The organism is Amycolatopsis sp. NPDC049252, from assembly GCF_043197175.1.
Taxonomy (GTDB): Bacteria; Actinomycetota; Actinomycetes; order Mycobacteriales; family Pseudonocardiaceae; genus Amycolatopsis.
On record NZ_JBICSQ010000084.1, the window covers coordinates 1 to 15,699 of the forward strand.

General features: G+C 72.0%; 13 protein-coding genes. 8 read left to right on the top strand and 5 right to left on the bottom strand.

From position 1 onward, the window contains the following. Positions 1–131: 131 nt before the first annotated feature. Entirely contained in the window at positions 132–1,097 is a 966-nt protein-coding gene (locus ACGFMK_RS41610) for a helix-turn-helix transcriptional regulator (RefSeq protein ID WP_392775114.1), read from the bottom strand. 62 nt (positions 1,098–1,159) lie between these two features. Here ACGFMK_RS41610 and ACGFMK_RS41615 point away from each other — a divergent pair, with 62 nt between their 5' ends. The 3 genes from ACGFMK_RS41615 (at position 1,160) to ACGFMK_RS41625 (ending at position 6,750) form a co-directional block, all read left to right on the top strand. After that, on the top strand, positions 1,160–2,308 hold the full coding sequence (locus ACGFMK_RS41615; RefSeq protein ID WP_392775116.1) for an epoxide hydrolase family protein: 1,149 nt from the start codon (positions 1,160–1,162) through the stop codon (positions 2,306–2,308). 169 nt (positions 2,309–2,477) lie between these two features. Then, positions 2,478–5,483, top strand: a complete 3,006-nt coding sequence (locus ACGFMK_RS41620; protein WP_392775118.1) for an ATP-binding protein — start codon at positions 2,478–2,480, stop codon at positions 5,481–5,483. A gap of 31 nt (positions 5,484–5,514) precedes the next feature. Next, complete coding sequence (locus ACGFMK_RS41625) at positions 5,515–6,750, top strand: FAD-dependent monooxygenase (RefSeq protein WP_392775120.1); 1,236 nt, start codon at positions 5,515–5,517, stop codon at positions 6,748–6,750. On the opposite strand, the gene ACGFMK_RS41630 is transcribed toward ACGFMK_RS41625, so the two are convergent. Beyond that, entirely contained in the window at positions 6,751–7,650 is a 900-nt protein-coding gene (locus ACGFMK_RS41630; RefSeq protein ID WP_392775122.1) for an NmrA family NAD(P)-binding protein, read from the bottom strand. 102 nt (positions 7,651–7,752) lie between these two features. Between ACGFMK_RS41630 and ACGFMK_RS41635 the strand changes: the two genes are divergently transcribed. Next, positions 7,753–8,301: a TetR/AcrR family transcriptional regulator gene (locus ACGFMK_RS41635; RefSeq protein WP_392775124.1), complete on the top strand. Its 549-nt coding sequence runs from the start codon at positions 7,753–7,755 to the stop codon at positions 8,299–8,301. Here ACGFMK_RS41635 and ACGFMK_RS41640 read toward each other — a convergent pair. Beyond that, positions 8,296–8,709 (bottom strand): DUF5655 domain-containing protein, encoded by a 414-nt coding sequence (locus ACGFMK_RS41640; RefSeq protein WP_392775125.1) that lies wholly within the window; start codon positions 8,707–8,709, stop codon positions 8,296–8,298. The genes ACGFMK_RS41635 and ACGFMK_RS41640 overlap by 6 nt on opposite strands. Before the next feature lie 34 nt (positions 8,710–8,743). Continuing rightward, positions 8,744–9,316: a TetR family transcriptional regulator gene (locus ACGFMK_RS41645; RefSeq protein WP_392775127.1), complete on the bottom strand. Its 573-nt coding sequence runs from the start codon at positions 9,314–9,316 to the stop codon at positions 8,744–8,746. A 92-nt stretch (positions 9,317–9,408) separates the two neighbouring features. Between ACGFMK_RS41645 and ACGFMK_RS41650 the strand changes: the two genes are divergently transcribed. Continuing rightward, positions 9,409–10,563 carry an FAD-dependent monooxygenase gene (locus ACGFMK_RS41650; RefSeq protein ID WP_392775129.1) on the top strand — a complete coding sequence of 385 codons (1,155 nt, stop codon included), beginning with the start codon at positions 9,409–9,411 and terminating at the stop codon, positions 10,561–10,563. A gap of 57 nt (positions 10,564–10,620) precedes the next feature. Here the strand turns inward: ACGFMK_RS41650 and ACGFMK_RS41655 are convergent, their stop codons facing one another. Further along, positions 10,621–12,402: a sigma-54-dependent Fis family transcriptional regulator gene (locus ACGFMK_RS41655; protein WP_392775172.1), complete on the bottom strand. Its 1,782-nt coding sequence runs from the start codon at positions 12,400–12,402 to the stop codon at positions 10,621–10,623. Positions 12,403–12,561: 159 nt separating this feature from the next. Here ACGFMK_RS41655 and ACGFMK_RS41660 point away from each other — a divergent pair, with 159 nt between their 5' ends. The 3 genes from ACGFMK_RS41660 (at position 12,562) to ACGFMK_RS41670 (ending at position 15,691) form a co-directional block, all read left to right on the top strand. Further along, positions 12,562–12,801 (top strand): hypothetical protein, encoded by a 240-nt coding sequence (locus ACGFMK_RS41660; RefSeq protein ID WP_392775131.1) that lies wholly within the window; start codon positions 12,562–12,564, stop codon positions 12,799–12,801. Positions 12,802–12,908: 107 nt separating this feature from the next. Beyond that, entirely contained in the window at positions 12,909–14,561 is a 1,653-nt protein-coding gene (locus ACGFMK_RS41665; RefSeq protein WP_328456256.1) for a methane monooxygenase, read from the top strand. A gap of 86 nt (positions 14,562–14,647) precedes the next feature. Continuing rightward, positions 14,648–15,691 carry an NADH:ubiquinone reductase (Na(+)-transporting) subunit F gene (locus ACGFMK_RS41670; protein ID WP_392775133.1) on the top strand — a complete coding sequence of 348 codons (1,044 nt, stop codon included), beginning with the start codon at positions 14,648–14,650 and terminating at the stop codon, positions 15,689–15,691. Positions 15,692–15,699: the final 8 nt, after the last annotated feature.

Sequence of the window (15,699 nt, forward strand, 5' to 3'; positions counted from 1 at the left end):
CACCGTCACGTTCACCGCTCTCGAGGGCGACCGCACGGTCGTTCACCTGCTGACCCAGACGACTTCGAAGGCCCTGCGCGACCTGATCCTCGAGTCCGGCATGGAAGCCGGGATGCAGGAGCAGATGAACCTCATCGAGGAGCTGGCGAACTCGCTGCGCTAGCGCGGAGGAACCGCTCACCCGTCTTCGCCAGCTCCCGGGCGAGCTCCGGCGCGTCGAGCACCTCGAAGTCCACTTCGAGCAGGCCCAGGTACAGCGCGAGCATCGGCGCGTGGTCGGAGCCGACCTCCGCGACGCACCGGTCCGGCCCTTCGGCCGTGACGTCGACGGCCAGCGGCAGCCGCGCCCGCACGTGCTCGGCCGAGGCGTGCAGGCGCACCTTCGCGTGGTAGCGCCAGGTCGCCGCGCCCGCACTGTGCTGCACGAACCGCACGACGTCACCCTCCGGCGGCTCGCGCGGGGCGAACCTCGGCCCGTTCGGCGTCCGCGGGGCCATCCGGTCGACGCGGAACGTGCGCCAGTCTTCGCGGCCGGTGTCCCACGCGACCAGGTACCAGCGCCGTCCCCAGCTGACCAGCCGGTGCGGCTCGACGTCGCGGTGGCTTTCGGTCCGCTCGTGGCTGGTGTAGCCGAACCGCAGCCGCTCGCCGGCCCGGATCGCCGACGCGATCACGCTCAGCACGTCGGCGTCGACGGCCGGGCCGGTGCCGGGCACCGAGACCGTCGCGGCCTGCAGCGTCTGCACCCGGTGCCGCAGCCGGGACGGCAGTACCTGCTCCAGCTTCGCCAGTGCACGCACCGACGTCTCCTCGATCCCGGCGACCCCGGCGGCGGTCCGCAGCCCGACCGCGACGGCCACCGCCTCGTCGTCGTCCAGCAGCAGCGGCGGCAGCTGCGCGCCCGCGCCGAGCCGGTAGCCGCCCTGGACGCCGGGGGAGGCCTCGACCGGGTAGCCGAGGTCGCGCAGCTTGCCGACGTCGGCGCGGACGGTGCGCGTGGTGACGCCGAGGCGGCCGGCCAGGTCGGCGCCGGTCCAGTCGCGCCGCGTTTCGAGCAGCGACAGCAACCGCAGGAGCCGCGCGGAGGTCTGCAACATCTTTCGAGAATGGCACAGATTGCGGAAGGAACCCTTCCGCAATGGTTTCTAGCGTCCTGCTCATGACGAACGACATCAGCCCCTTCCGCGTCGAGATCCCGCAGGCCGAGCTGGACGAGCTGCACCGGCGCCTGGCCACCGCCCGCTACCCCGAGCCGGCGCCCGGCGACGAGCCGGACTGGTCCCGCGGCATCCCGCCCGAGCGCGTCCGCGAGCTGGCCGGGTACTGGCGGACCGGCTACGACTGGCGGGCGCAGGAGGCCGCGCTCAACGCCTTCCCGCAGTTCACGACCGAGATCGACGGCCAGCGCATCCACTTCCTGCACGTCCGCTCGCCGGAACCGGACGCCCTCCCGCTGCTGCTGACCCACGGCTACCCGAGCTCCGTCGCCGAGTTCCTCGACGTGATCGGCCCGCTCGCCGACCCGGCCGCCCACGGCGGTGACGCGGCCGACGCCTTCCACGTCGTCGTTCCGTCGTTGCCGGGCTTCGGCTTCTCGACGCCGTTGAGCGGGCCCGGCTGGGAACTGGCGCGGACCACGGACGCCTTCGCCGTGCTGATGACGCGCCTGGGTTACGACCGCTTCGCCGCGCAGGGCGGCGACATCGGCGCGGGCGTCACCGGCCGGCTCGCGGCCCTGTACCCGGAGCGTGTCCTCGGCACGCACGTGAACAGCGACCGCGGGACCATCGCCCTCGCCGGGGAGCAGCTCCCGATGCCGGAAAACCTGACCGAGGCCGAACAGGCCGAACTGGACGCGGCCCGGGAGGCGTGGAAGGCCGGACGCGGCTACCTGGACCTCCAGTCGCACAAACCCGAGACGATCGCCGCCGGGCTCACCGACTCGCCGGTCGGGCAGCTGGCCTGGATCGCCGAGAAGTTCGCGGCCTGGACGAACGCCGACGGGGAAATCGGACGCGACCGGCTGCTGACGACGGTCAGCCTGTACTGGTTCACCCACAGCGGCGCGACCGCGGCCCGGTTCCTCTACGAAGCCGCCCACTCCGGCCACGGCTGGCTGGCGCCCTCCGACGTCCCGGCGGGCTGGGCCGTGTTCAACAGCTCGCCCGTGGTCCGGCGGATCATGGACCCCGACGAGAAGATCGAGCACTGGTCGGACTTCGCCGAGGGCGGCCACTTCGCGGCGATGGAGGCGGGGGAGCTGCTCGTGGCCGACGTCCGCGCGTTCTTCCGCAAGCTGCGCCCCTGAGTCGCCATACTCGGCGGCGTGCAGTTCGCCGCGTGATTTTCGGGCCGGACTCGTGGCCGCGGGATGTCGATGGAGGATTTGGGACGCTGGGTGGTGAACCGGGGCGTTCGCGGCGGTTCTCGGCGGTAAAGCACCCTCACGGCCGGCGTCGCTGGGACAGAATCAGCGCGTGCAGTTCGCCATCCTCGGGCCGGTCGAAGCCCACGGTCCGGACGGGACCCCCGTCGCCCTCGGTGGCCCGCAGTTGCGCGGGTTGCTCGCGTTGCTGGCCCTCGACGCCGGGCGCGTCGTCAGCGCCGAGCGGCTCATCGACGGCCTGCACGGCGAAAACCCGCCCGAGGGCGCCGCCGAGGCGCTGCAGTCCCAGGTGTCGCGGCTGCGGCGGCGGCTGCGGGACGGCGGGGCGCCCGACGGCCTGGTCGAGTTCACGCCCGCCGGGTACCGGCTGGCCGTCGACCCCCAGGACGTCGACGTCCACCGCTTCGAGGCGCTGACCGCGCGGGCGCGGGAAAGCGCGGACCCGGCGGCCAGGCTGGAGCTGTTCGGCGAGGCGCTCGCGCTGTGGCGCGGGCCGGCGCTCGACGGGCTCGCGGACCCGCCGCGCGCGGCCCGGCTGGCGGAGCTGCGGGTGGCCGCGGCCGAGGACCGGATCGAGGCCGGGCTGGCCCTCGGCCACCACGAGCGGCTCGTCGCGCAGCTGCGGGAGCTGACCGGCGAGCACCCGCTGCGCGAGCGGCTCGTGGCCCAGCTGATGCGCGCGCTGCACGGCAGCGGCCGGGCCGCCGAGGCCCTGGCCGTGTTCGCCGAGATCCGGGAACGCCTCGCCGATGAACTCGGTGCCGACCCGTCACCGGAGCTCGCGGGCGCGCACGTCGCCGTCCTGCGGGCCGCCGCGCCCGTCCCGGCGCGCCGGGTCCCGGTGCCGCTCAGCGGGTTCGTCGCCCGCGCCGAACTCGACCGGCTGAAGACGGCTTTGCGCGACGCCCGGCTCGTCACGCTCACCGGTCCGGGCGGTGCGGGCAAGACCCGGCTCGCGGTCGAAGCCGCGTCCCGCGAACCCGGCGAAGTGTGTTTTGCCGAACTGGCGACGACGACCGAGGTGCCGCAGGCGGTCCTGACCGCCCTGGGCCTGCGCGAACAGGGCGTGCTGTCGCCGGGCGCGGCGGCGGACCCGGCGGACCGGCTGGCCGCGGGGCTCGCCGACCGGCCGCTGCTGCTGGTCCTCGACAACTGCGAACACGTCGTCGCCGAAGCCGCGCGGCTGGTCCGGCGGCTGCTCGGCGAGTGTCCCGGCCTGCGGGTGCTGGCCACCAGCCGGGAGGCGCTCGGCCTCACCGGCGAGACGCTGGTGCCGGTCGGGGCGCTGTCCGCCGACGCGGCCGAGCGGCTGTTCACCGACCGCGCCACGGCCGTCGTCCCGGGCGTGGACCTCGATCCCGCGACCGTGTCCCGGATCTGCGTCGCGCTCGACGGCCTGCCCCTGGCGATCGAGCTGGCCGCCGCGCGGCTGCGGTCGATGGCCGCCGAAGACGTCGCGGCCCGGCTCGACGACCGTTTCCGGCTGCTGTCGCGCGGCGAGCGGACCGCCGAACCGCGGCACCGCACGCTGCGCGGGGTCGTCGAGTGGAGCTGGGACCTGCTCGACCCGGACGAGCAGCTGCTGGCCGGCCGGTTCGCGGTGTTCGCCGGCGGCGCGCGGCTCGACGCCGTCGAGCGGGTGTGTGCCGTCCCGGCTGCCGACGGCCTGCTCACCGGGCTCGTCGAGAAGTCCCTCGTCGAGTACGCGGGCGGCCGCTACCGGATGCTGGAGACGATCCGGGCGTTCTGCGCGGAGCAGGGCACCGCCGACCCCGCGGCGCACGCGAAGTACTTCCTGGACCTCGCCCGCGCGGCCGAGCCGGAACTGCGGGGCGCGGGCCAGCTCACCGTGCTCGCGCAGCTGACCGCCGAGCACGCCGACCTGCACGCGGCATTGCGCTGGAGTGCCGCCGAGGCCCCGGAAATCGCGTTGCGGCTGTTCGCGGCCCTGACGTGGTACTGGTGGCTGCGCGGCCTGCGGAGCGAAGCCCGGCCGTTCGCCGACGCCGTGCTCGCCGCCGTCGGCCCGGAGCCGCCGCCGGGCCTCGAAGAGGAGTACGTCGTCTGCCTGATCCACGCGTCGGCCACCGACGTCGGGATCGAGCCGATCCTGCAAGGGCTCGACGGGCCCCTGCGGCACCCGTACCTCTTCCTGCTGTGGGCGTTTTCCCCGCGCACCAAAGCGAAGGAGGGCGAACGGCTGGCCGCGCTGATCGGCCAGGACACCTGGTCGCGGGCGTTCGCGCGGATCGGCGACGGCCTCGGCGCGCAGTACCGCGGCCGGATCGACGACGCCGAGGCGCACTTTTCGGCGTCACTGCAGGGCTTCCGCGAGCTCGGCGACCGCTGGGGCGAGGCGACCACGCTGGAGAAGCTCGCGGAGTTCGCGGACTGGCGGGGTGACCACGCGCGGTTCCGTGAGCTGATGGACGAGTCCGTCCGGCTGGCCGGAGAACTCGGCGCCGCCGAGGACGCGGCCGACCTGCTCTGCCGCCGCGCCGACGGGGTGCTGCGGGCCGGGGACACCGAAGGGGCGCAAGCGGACTACGAAGCCGCGGCGGAGCTGGCGCGGGCGGCGGGTACGACGTTGACGCTCGCCCGGGCGCGCGGCGGGCTCGGTGAGATCGCGCGGCACGCGGGGGACCTGGCCGCGGCCCGGCGCTGGTACACCTCGGCGGTCGGCCTGGCCGCCGACCCGGTCACCGGCGGCGAGACGCGGATCGGGCTGTACACCGGTTTCGGCTGGACGGCCGCCGCCGAAGGCGACCTCGACGAGGCGACCGACCTGCACCAGGAGGCCCTGGCCACGGCGCTGGAGCACACGAACCTCCCGGGCGCGGCGCGGGCCGTCGAAGGGCTGGCCGGCGTGCTGGCCGCGCGGGCCGAGGACGAGCGCGCGGCGTTCCTGCTCGGCGTCGCCGTCGGGCTGCGCGGTACGGAGGTCACCGGGGACGCCGACGTCGCCGCGGTGACTGGCGCGGTCCGCGCCCGCATCGGCGGCGACGCGTACGTCAAGGCGTTCGAGCAGGGCCGGGAAATGCCGCCTGACCAGGCTCTTCAGGACTTCGGTCAGCGGCGGTTCGCGCTCGGTTCGTGAGCGGTCAGCGGCCGCGCCCACGCTGCGGAGCATGACGGACAACCGAGAAATCCTGATCTCCGGCGCCAGCGTCGCCGGCCCCGCCCTCGCCTGGTGGCTGCACCACCACGGCTTCCGCCCGACCGTCGTCGAACGCGCCCCGAGCCTGCGTGAAGGCGGCTACAAGGTCGACATCCGCGGCACCGCCGTCGACGTCGTCCGCCGGATGGGCCTGCTCGAAGAAGTGCACGCCGTCGCCACCGACATGCGCGGCGCCGGGTTCGTGAACAAGCGCGGCAAGCAGATCGCGAAGCTGGACGCCGACACGTTCGGCTTCCGTGACGGCGACGACACCGAGATCCTGCGCGGCGACCTGGCGAAGATCCTTTACGACCACACCCGCGACGACGTCGAGTACGTCTTCGGCGACTGGATCACCGGCCTCGACCAGCGCGCCGACGGCGTCCACGTCACCTTCGCCCACGGCGCGCCCCGCCGGTTCGACCTGGTCGTCGGCGCCGACGGCCTGCACTCCGGCGTCCGCGCCCTGGCGTTCGGCCCGGAGGAGCGGTTCCTGAAGCGGTTCGACGCCTACATCTCGATCTCGACCGTGCCCAACCGCTTCGACCTGGACCGCTGGGAGCTGCTGCACTCGGCGGCGCCGGGCAAGATGGTCAACGTCTACAGCACGGCCCGCGCCGACGACGCGAAGGCCGCGTTCTGGTTCACCGGCAAGGATCTGCCCTACGACCGCCGCGACGTCGACGGCCAGAAGAACCTCGTCGCGGACCAGTTCGCCGGCCTCGGCTGGCAGATCCCGCAGCTGCTGGACTCGATGCGCGAAGCCGGCGACTTCTACTTCGACCCGGTGTGCCAGATCCTGATGGACCGGGTGTCGTCGGGCCGCGTCACGCTGGTCGGCGACGCGGGTTACTGCCCGTCCCCGGCCTCGGGCCAGGGAACGAGCCTGGCCCTGGCGGGCGCGTACGTCCTGGCGGGCGAACTCGCCGCCGCGGCGGGGGATCACGAAGTGGCGTTCGAGCGGTACGAAGCGGCGATGCGGCCGTACATCGAGAAGAACCAGGCCCTGGCGAAGGCGGCCCTGCGCGGCATCATCCCGCAGTCCCGCGCGTTCGCGTGGTTCAACACCCGGATGATCAAGCTGATGCCCTACCTCCCGGGCCGCAACCGCATCCTGGAGCAGATCGCCGCCCCCGTCCGCGACGCGGCGAACGCCTTGGTGCTGAAGGACTACGCGGTCGCGACGCCGCCGGCCGCCGCGAAATGATCAGACCGTGGTCAGGTGCGAGCCGGCCCAGTCGGTGAACGACGTCAGCGGGATGCCGAGGTCGCGCGCGAACTTCGGGTCGGCGGGGTGGCCGATCTCGTTCTGCCACTCGTGCCGCACCGTGAACGCCGGTGCGCCGGCCGCCACGGCCTCTTCGGGGCTCAGGTCCGGTGCGGTGAGTTCGACGCCGAAGGCACGGGAGAGCACCTCGGCGACACCCGCCATCGTGTGGCGCTCGCTCGCCAGCTCCAGCTCGACGCCGTCGAAGCGGGCCGGATCGGCGAAGGCCGCCGCGGCCGCCGCGCCGATGTCGTCGACCGCGATCAGCGCGAGTTCGGTGTCCGGCTTGATGATCGTGACGATTCCGCCGCCGACGCCGTGGGGGAAGAGGAACGACGGCGGGATGAAGTTCTCCATGAAGAACCCCGGCTTCAGCACCGTCCAGTGCGCGAAACCGGCTTCGCGGACGCGGTCCTGGATCGCGGTCTTCGTCTCGAAGTAGTGCTCCATCGACTTCCAGCGGCCCTCGTCCCAGCCCGGCGCGGCGCGGTGCTGCCCGGCACCCGAGACCGACGTGTGCACGAACTGCGGCACCCCCGCGTCCCGGGCGGCGTCGACCAGGTTGCGGCCCTGGACCCATTCGGCGTCGCCTTCGAGATCGGTCAGGTCGGGCAGCTGCACGGAAAACACGCCGCGCACGCCCTCGAGCGCCGGACCGAGCGAACCGGGGTCGTACAGGTCGCCGGTGACGAGCTCGGCGCCGAGCGCCCGGACGGCGGCGGCGCGTTCGGTACCGGGGTCGCGGACCAGCGCACGGACTTCGACGCCTGCGGCGAGCAGGGCGCGGGCGGTGGCGCCGCCCTGCTTGCCGGTGGCTCCGGTGACGAGAACGGGGGACATGGGGACTCCTTCGGTAGCTAAGTGGCGGGGCCCGCCACTTCGTGTCCGCTACGATAGCCACTAAGTGGCGGCCCCCGCCACTTCCGTTTCCGGGAGGTGTCCGTGCCGCGTTCCGACGCCCAGCGCAACTACGCGCGGATCCTCGCCGTCGCCGAGCAGGAGGTCGCCGAGCACGGCGCGGACGCGTCGCTCGAGCAGATCGCCCGCACCGCCGGGGTGGGCTCCGCGACCGTGCGCCGCCACTTCCCGAGCCGCCGCGCGCTGCTGGACGCCGTCTTCCGCGAACGCGTCGAGGTCCTGAACGCCCGCGCTCGCGAGCTGACCGGCGCCGAAGACGCGCGGGGCGCGCTGCTCGGCTGGCTGGCCGCGCTGACGGAGTATGCCGCCTCGGCGCGGGGCATGGCCACGGCTCTGCAGCGCGACGAATCCACCGACGGGAACGAGGCGCGCGTGTGCGTCCGCCTCACCGACGCCGGGGAACCGTTGCTGCGGCGCGCGATCGAGGCGGGCGCGGTGCCGGGCGAGGTGACGCCGGCGGACCTGCTCGCCGTGGTGGCGGGTGTGGTGCTGGCGACCGAACACCACCGTGACCCGGCGGGGGAAGCCCTGCGGCTGCTGGGATTGGCGGTGCGGGGGATCAGCCCGTCATGAGAAGTCGTACGCGGCGGTCAGCCAGCCGCGCACCTCGTCGTCCACATCGGACACCTCGCGCAGGCTCACCCGGTGCCCGACCCGCGCCCCGCCGGTGCCCCACGCCGGCCGGATCCGGGCCGTCTCGACCGGGCCCGGCAGGAACAGGTACAGCAGGACGTCGCGGGAGCGCGGGCGCACCTCGGCGAGCTTGCTGTCGCGCTTGAGGAACACGCCGACCTTGACGGCGTCCTCGTGGAACTCGCCGAGGGTGCGCAGGTGCGCGGCGATCGCGTCGTACACCGCGCGCTGCGCCGGGGAGTGCCCGGCGAACGTGTCGTCGACCGTGCAGCCCGGCACGCAGGTGTGCCCCTGACCGGCGCGCGCGAACTCACGATCGCAGCGCGGGCACGTCCATCGGGTCGGCATGCCGTTCAGGATGGCACTCGCCCGGTGAGGACGGTCAACCCGCCGACGTGAGGTACCGCTGGATCGTCGGGGCGATCTCCTCGACGATTTCCGTTCGCGTCAGCGCGACCACCGGCGGCAACCGCAGGACGTACCGGGTCAGCGCCAGGCCGAACAGCTGGGTCACGACGAGCCCGGCGCGGCGGGGCGCGTCGGCCGGGGCGCCGAACCGCAGGACCGCCGGGGTCACCTGGCCGGCGAACACCTCGCGGATCTTCTCGACGACGGCGTCGTCGGCCACGGCCGAGCGCAGCAGCGTCAGCAGGATCTCGTCGGTCGGCGGCTGCTCCCAGAGCACGAGGAACTGCCGCGTCAGCAGCTCGCCGACCGTGGCCGGGTCGGCTTCGCCGAGGTCGGGCAGGTCGAGCGCGACGTCCACGGCCGCCGCGAACAAGCCGTCCTTGCTGCCGTAGTAGCGCATCACCATCGACGGGTCGATGCCCGCGTCGGCCGCGATCGAGCGGATGGTCGCGCGGCGGAAGCCGTCGGCGGCGAATCGGCGGCGAGCCGCGTCGAGGATGGCCGCGCGGGTGGCGTCCGACCGGCGGGGGGAGGGCTCGGCAGTCATGTCAACAAGTGTAGGCCAACACTTGTTGACAAGCCAGCGTGGCGGTGCTTACGTGGATGCCAACAGTTGTTGGCAAGCCCGAGGAGACCGCCATGAACCTGCCCGACCGCACCGACGTCCTGATCGCCGGAGCCGGCCCCGCCGGGCTCGCCGCCGCGATCGTGCTGGCCGAGGCCGGGATCGACTTCGTGCTGCTCGACCGCCAGGCCGAGGGCGCGAACACGTCCCGGGCCTGCGTGATCCACGCGCGGACGCTGGAGGTGCTCGCCGAGCTCGGCGTCACCGAACGGCTGCGGGAGCTGGGCGTCGTGGTCCCGACCTTCACGGTCCGCGACGGCGCCACGGTGCTGGCGCGGGTGCCGTTCGGCGGGCTGCCCACCGCGTACCCGTACACGCTGATGGTGCCGCAGGACCGGACCGAAGCGGTGCTGCTCGACCGGCTGCGCGAGGCCGGCGGCGACGTCCACCGGCCGCACGAGGTCACCGCGGTCGCGGGTGACGACACCGGAGTCACGGTCACGACGACCGGCGGCACGGTGCGCGCGAAGTACGTGATCGGCGCCGACGGCATGCACAGCACCGTGCGCGAGCAGGCCGGGATCGGCTTCACCGGCGCGTCGTACGGCGAGTCGTTCGTGCTCGCCGACGTCCGGATGAGCTGGCCGCTGGACCGCGAAGAGGTCAGCCTGCACCTGTCACCGGAAGGGGTGACGGTGGTCGCGCCGCTGCCCGGGGCGGACGACCGCTACCGGCTCGTCGCGACCGTCGCCTCGGCCGCCGAGAAGCCGGGCATCGGGGACATCCAGTCCATTGTGGACAAGCGGGGCCCGGAGGGGGCGCGGTCGCGGGTGACCGAGGTGCTGTGGAGCTCGCGGTTCCGGGTGCACCACCGGGTGGCCGACCACTACCGCGCGGGCCGCGTCCTGCTGGCCGGCGACGCCGCCCACGTGCACAGCCCGGCCGGCGGCCAGGGCATGAACACGGGCATCCAGGACGCGGTGGTGCTGGGCCGCCTGCTCGCCCGGGTGGTCGCCGGCGAGCCGGACACGCTGCTGGACACCTACGAGAAGACCCGCCGCCCGGTGGCGACGGGCGTGGTCGCCTTCACCGACCGCATGACCCGCCTGGCGACGCTCCGCCCCCGGCCCGCGCGCCTGCTGCGCAACACGGTGATGAAGCTGGCCTTCGGCCTCCCGCCGGTCCGCTCGAAGATGGCCTACCAGCTGGCGGAACTGGCGGCCCGCTGACCAGCTCGTGAGTGTTCAGCAGGGTTCTAACCCGGCTGAACACTCACGACCTGGGCGTCAGCGGGTCGGGGGAACGATCCCGTACTCGTGGATCTTCCGGTAGATCGTCGCCCGGGAAATCCCCAGCAGCTTCGCCGCGCGGACCTTGTTGCCGTCCGCGTCCTCCAGGCACCGGACGATCGCGTCGCGCTCGATCGACTCGAAGCGGTTCAACGGCCTCCGTGTCACCGCGTGGAACTCGGCCGGGAGGTCGCCCGGGCGGATGGTTCCCGCCCGGCGACGCTGGGCCACCTTGCGCAGTACCTGGTACAGCTGCCCGGTGTTGCCCGGCCACTCCGCCCGCATCAGCAGGTGCAGCGCCGCCGCCGAGCAGGTGAGCCGGCCGCCGTAGCCGAGCTTGCTCAGCACCAGCGGGACCAGCTCGGCCAGGTCGTCGACGTGGTGGCGCAGCGGGGGTACGCGCACCGTGCGGGGGAAGAACTTCAGCAGCTCCGCCAGTGCCGGCTTGGTCTCGGCTCCCGGCGCGAGCGTCGCGACGATCCACGGTGCGTCTTCGCGTTCACGGAGTTCGCGCAGCACCCCGGCCAGCGCCGTCGCGGCGGCGACCGTCAGGCGGTCGGCGTGGCGGATCACCAGGGTGCGGATCGGGGTCTCGATGTGCTCGCGCAGCAGGGCGGCCGTCCAGTCCGGACCGCTGGTGACCGCCGCGTCCACGGTGAGCAGGCGCGCGGCCGGGTGGTGGCGCTGGTGCAGGCCCTTGACCAGGACCAGCTTGCCGGTGCCCGGCTCGCCTTCCAGTGCGACCCACTCGCCGCGCTGGAGGCCGGCGTCGAGCTCGTGCCCGCAGCGCAGCCACAGCGGCGCCGAGCCGACGACGCCCGGCAGGTACATCGGCAGCATCGGGGTCGACGCGGCGAGCGTCTCTTCGGCTTCGATCAGCTTCACCGACAGCACGCCACCCGCCGTGTCGGTCTCACGCTGGCCCGGCACGCGGCGGCAGTACACCCGCACGCGCAGGCCGCTCGAGAGGGCGAGCATCGCCGACGTCCGCTGGCCGTCGGCCAAGGCCTCGGTCGCGTAGCCCAGCAGCAGTGACTGGTCGGCCGGGTCGAGCAGCTGCCGCGCCCGGTCGTTCATCATCACGATGTCGTCGTTGAACGCCAGCACGATGCCGGTCCAGCGGCGGCACGTCTGCAGGTAGGCCTGGAAGAGGATCATCTCCCGCAGGTCGCTGTGGCGCAGCAGCGCCTGCCGGATCTGCTCGGCGGTCGAGCGGGCCAGCGCGATGAGCAGGCCGCCCGCGTCCTTGTACCAGCAGGTGAGGTCGACCGCGCCGATCTTCTTGCCGGAGATCGGGTGGTGGATCGGGACGCCGGCGCAGGCGAGGTTCTCCAGGTGCTCGGCGTAGTGCTCGTGGCCGAACACCGTCGTCGCGCGGCCGTCCTCGAGCGCGGTGCCGATGCCGTTCGTGCCGACCGACTGCTCGCCGTAGCTGAACCCGGGGACCAGCTCGACGCGCTCCAGGTGCCGCCGCAGGTCGCCGTCGCCCGTGCGCTGCGTCAGCACCACGCCGTTGGCGTCGGTGAGGATGAGGCTGATCGGCTGGCCGTCGAACTGCTCGCTCAGCTTGCCCAGCACCGGCTCCGCGCCGCGCATGAGCGGGATGTCGAGGTTCTGGTCGCCGAGGTAGAGCGGGTCGATCCGGTCGGCCTCGACCTGGAACTCCCGCGACCGGCGCCACGAGGCGAGGATGGTCTGCCGGACGGTGCCGGCCGGGACCTGCTCGGCGGTGAGGAACCGCACCCGGGTCCGGGCGAGCTCGTCGTCGGCGAGCAGCATGCCGGGCACGTTGTCGTCCACGCAGACCTCCTGCTTCCCGCGGCCCACGTGGGTGCGGGCACACCCGTTGTGCCGCCCGTCCAGCCTAAGCGGGTTAGGCCGGTCACGGTGTCTCAAATTGAGACGCTCTGGCCACCGGGGCAGCGGTGCGATGGGGTCATGGCCGCTGAGACGTACAACCCGTGGACGATTGTGAACCTGGTTTTCACGCATCTGGCCGAACAGGGTCTGCATCCGGTGTTCGGCGGTGACGGCCACCCCGGCGAACCCGCGGCCGCGTTGCTGCGCGCGCTCGGCATCACCCCGACCGTCGAGGGGGACGCGCGCGTGCGGAACGGCGTTCAAAACGAGCTCGCCGAGCTGCGCGCCCGGATGTTCAGCGAGCGTGAAGCGCCCTGAGCAGCGGTTCTGTCTCAGATTGAGACCCGCGTCACCTCGGGCCGCCCCTTGAATGGTGAGCGCAGGACGTCCGCCCTCGACGGCGTGCGACGGACAAGGAGTGATCCATGAGTCGCCAGAGTGTGGCGAAAGCCCACCAGAAGATCCAGGAACTGTCGTGGGAACCGGCGTACCACACCCCGGTTTCGCACTACGGGACCGACTACACCTTCCAGAAGGCCAAGAAGAAGGACCCGCTGAAGCAGGTCCTCCGTTCGTACTTCCCGATGCAGGAAGAAAAGGACCACCGGGTCTACGGCGCCGAGGACGGCGCGATCCGCGGCAACATGTTCCGCCAGGTGCAGGAACGGTGGCTGGAGTGGCAGAAGCTGTTCCTGAGCATCATCCCGCTGCCGGAGATCTCCGCGGCGCGGGCGATGCCGCTGCTGTTCCGCACGGTGCCCAACCCGGAACTGCACAACGGCCAGGCGATCCAGATGATCGACGAGGTCCGGCACTCGACGATCCAGCAGAACCTCAAGCGCCTGTACATGCAGAACTACATCGACCCGGCGGGCTTCAACTCGAGCCTGCGCAACTTCCAGAACGACTACTGCGGCACGATCGGCCGCCAGTTCGCGGAAGGCTTCATCACCGGTGACGCGATCACCGCGGCCAGCATCTACCTCACCATCGTGGCGGAGACGGCGTTCACCAACACGCTGTTCGTCGCGATGCCGGCCGAAGCCGCCGCCAACGGCGACTACCTGCTGCCGACGGTGTTCCACTCGGTGCAGTCGGACGAGTCCCGGCACATCAGCAACGGGTACGCGACGCTGCTGATGGCGTTGTCGGACGAGAGCAACCACCAGCTGCTCGAGCGCGACCTGCGGTACGCGTGGTGGAACAACCACGCCGTCGTCGACGCCGCGATCGGCACGTTCATCGAGTACGGCACGAAGGACCGCCGCAAGGACCGGGAAAGCTACGCGGAGATGTGGCGTCGCTGGATCTACGACGACTACTACCGCAGCTACCTCGTCCCGCTCGAGAAGTACGGCTTGGTCATCCCGCACGACCTCATCGAGGAGGCGTGGAACCGGATCTGGAACAAGGGCTACGTCCACGAGGTCGCGCAGTTCTTCGCCACCGGGTGGCTCGCCAACTACTGGCGCATCGACCCGATGACCGACGAAGACTTCGAGTGGTTCGAGTACAAGTACCCCGGGTGGTACGACAAGTACGGCGCCTGGTGGGAGAACTACAGCCGGCTCGCGACGCCGAACGGGCACCACCCGATCGTCGCCGAGGACGTGAACTACGTCTACCCGCACCGCTGCTGGACGTGCATGGTGCCGTGCCTCATCCGTGAGGACATGGTCACGGACAAGGTCGACGACCAGTGGCGCACCTACTGCTCGGAGACGTGCCGCTGGACCGACGCCGAGGCGTTCCGGCCCACCTACCAGGGCCGCAACACCCCGAACATGGGCAAGCTGGTCGGCGCCCGCGAGTGGGAGACGCTCTACCACGGCTGGAACTGGGCCGACGTCGTCACCGACATGGGCTTCGTGCGCGACGACGGCAAGACCATGGTCGCGCAGCCGCACCTCGACCTCGACCCGAAGAAGATGTGGACGCTCGACCACCTGCGCCGGATGCCCGAGGTGCAGTCGCCGAACGTGCTGCTCAACCAGATGAACGACGAGGAGCGGGCCGCTTTCCAGGCCGACTACAACCGCCAGGGCCCGGCCGGGCGCCCGGCACCGCAGAAGGCCTGACCGCGTCCACCGGTCGTGAGTGGGAAACAGCTTTCCAACACTGTTTCCCACTCACGACCACCGGCACCGAGCAAGACGGGGGCCCCATGTCAGAAAAACACCGCGTCCGGTTCGAGCCGGTCGGGATCGAGATCGACGTCGCCGAGGAGCAGACCATCCTGCGCGCCGCCGCCGAGCAGGGCGTGATGCTCATGCACGGCTGCAAGGAAGGGCAGTGCGCGGCCTGCAAGTCGTTCATCCTCGACGGCGAAGACGTCGAACACGACAAGTACTCGACCTTCGCGTTGCCGGACTACGAAAAGGAGGAGGGTTTCACCCTGCTGTGCCGGGCCCACGCCTACGAGGACCTCACGATCGAGCTCCTCAACTACGACGAGGAGATGATCCAGTCCGGGCTGCCGATCCAGGAAGCCACGGTCGAGGTCGTCTCGAACGACAACGTCACGCACGACCTGCGCCACCTCGTCGTCAAGCTGACGGACCCGGACCAGGCGCTGAAGTTCTTCCCGGGCCAGTACGTGGACTTCGCGATCCCGGACACCGAGGAGTCCCGGTCGTTCTCGATGGCCAACACCTCGGCGCGTGACGGGCTCCTCGAGTTCGTCATCAAGATCTACCCCGACGGGCTGTTCTCCCGGTTCCTGGACGCCGACGTCGCGGTCGGCGACCAGCTCCGGATCACCGGCCCGTTCGGGGTGTTCACCCTCCGGGACAACCCGAGCGCGGACCTGGTCTTCGTCGGCGGCGGGGCCGGGATGGCGCCGATCCTCGCGCTCCTGCGGACCATGGCCGAGCGCGGCCTCGAGCGGAAGGCGACCTTCTACTACGGCGCCCGCCGCCGGCAAGACCTCTGCTTCGAAGCCGAACTGCGGGAGCTCGAGGAGAAACTGCCGAACTTCCGGTACGTCCCGGCGCTTTCCGAGCCGGGTGACGACGACTGGGACGGCGAGACCGGCCTGATCACCGACGTCCTGCGCCAGGCCGGCCTCGACCTGAAAGGGGCCGACGCCTACGTCTGCGGACCGCCGCCGATGGTCGAAGCGGCACTGGAACTGCTGCCCGCGCTCGGCGTCGCCGACAAGCGCGTCTTCTACGACAAGTTCACCACCACGGGCGAATCCGACGCCTGACACCAGAG

Excerpts from the sequence above, each read along its gene's own strand:
- ACGFMK_RS41610 (WP_392775114.1), bottom strand. The coding sequence starts at position 1,097 with ATGTTGCAGACCTCCGCGCGGCTCCTGCGGTTGCTGTCGCTGCTCGAA.
- ACGFMK_RS41615 (WP_392775116.1), top strand. The coding sequence starts at position 1,160 with ATGACGAACGACATCAGCCCCTTCCGCGTCGAGATCCCGCAGGCCGAG.
- ACGFMK_RS41625 (WP_392775120.1), top strand. The coding sequence starts at position 5,515 with ATGACGGACAACCGAGAAATCCTGATCTCCGGCGCCAGCGTCGCCGGC.
- ACGFMK_RS41630 (WP_392775122.1), bottom strand. The coding sequence starts at position 7,650 with ATGTCCCCCGTTCTCGTCACCGGAGCCACCGGCAAGCAGGGCGGCGCC.
- ACGFMK_RS41640 (WP_392775125.1), bottom strand. The coding sequence starts at position 8,709 with ATGCCGACCCGATGGACGTGCCCGCGCTGCGATCGTGAGTTCGCGCGC.
- ACGFMK_RS41645 (WP_392775127.1), bottom strand. The coding sequence starts at position 9,316 with ATGACTGCCGAGCCCTCCCCCCGCCGGTCGGACGCCACCCGCGCGGCC.
- ACGFMK_RS41650 (WP_392775129.1), top strand. The coding sequence starts at position 9,409 with ATGAACCTGCCCGACCGCACCGACGTCCTGATCGCCGGAGCCGGCCCC.
- ACGFMK_RS41655 (WP_392775172.1), bottom strand. The coding sequence starts at position 12,402 with ATGCTGCTCGCCGACGACGAGCTCGCCCGGACCCGGGTGCGGTTCCTC.
- ACGFMK_RS41660 (WP_392775131.1), top strand. The coding sequence starts at position 12,562 with ATGGCCGCTGAGACGTACAACCCGTGGACGATTGTGAACCTGGTTTTC.
- ACGFMK_RS41665 (WP_328456256.1), top strand. The coding sequence starts at position 12,909 with ATGAGTCGCCAGAGTGTGGCGAAAGCCCACCAGAAGATCCAGGAACTG.
- ACGFMK_RS41670 (WP_392775133.1), top strand. The coding sequence starts at position 14,648 with ATGTCAGAAAAACACCGCGTCCGGTTCGAGCCGGTCGGGATCGAGATC.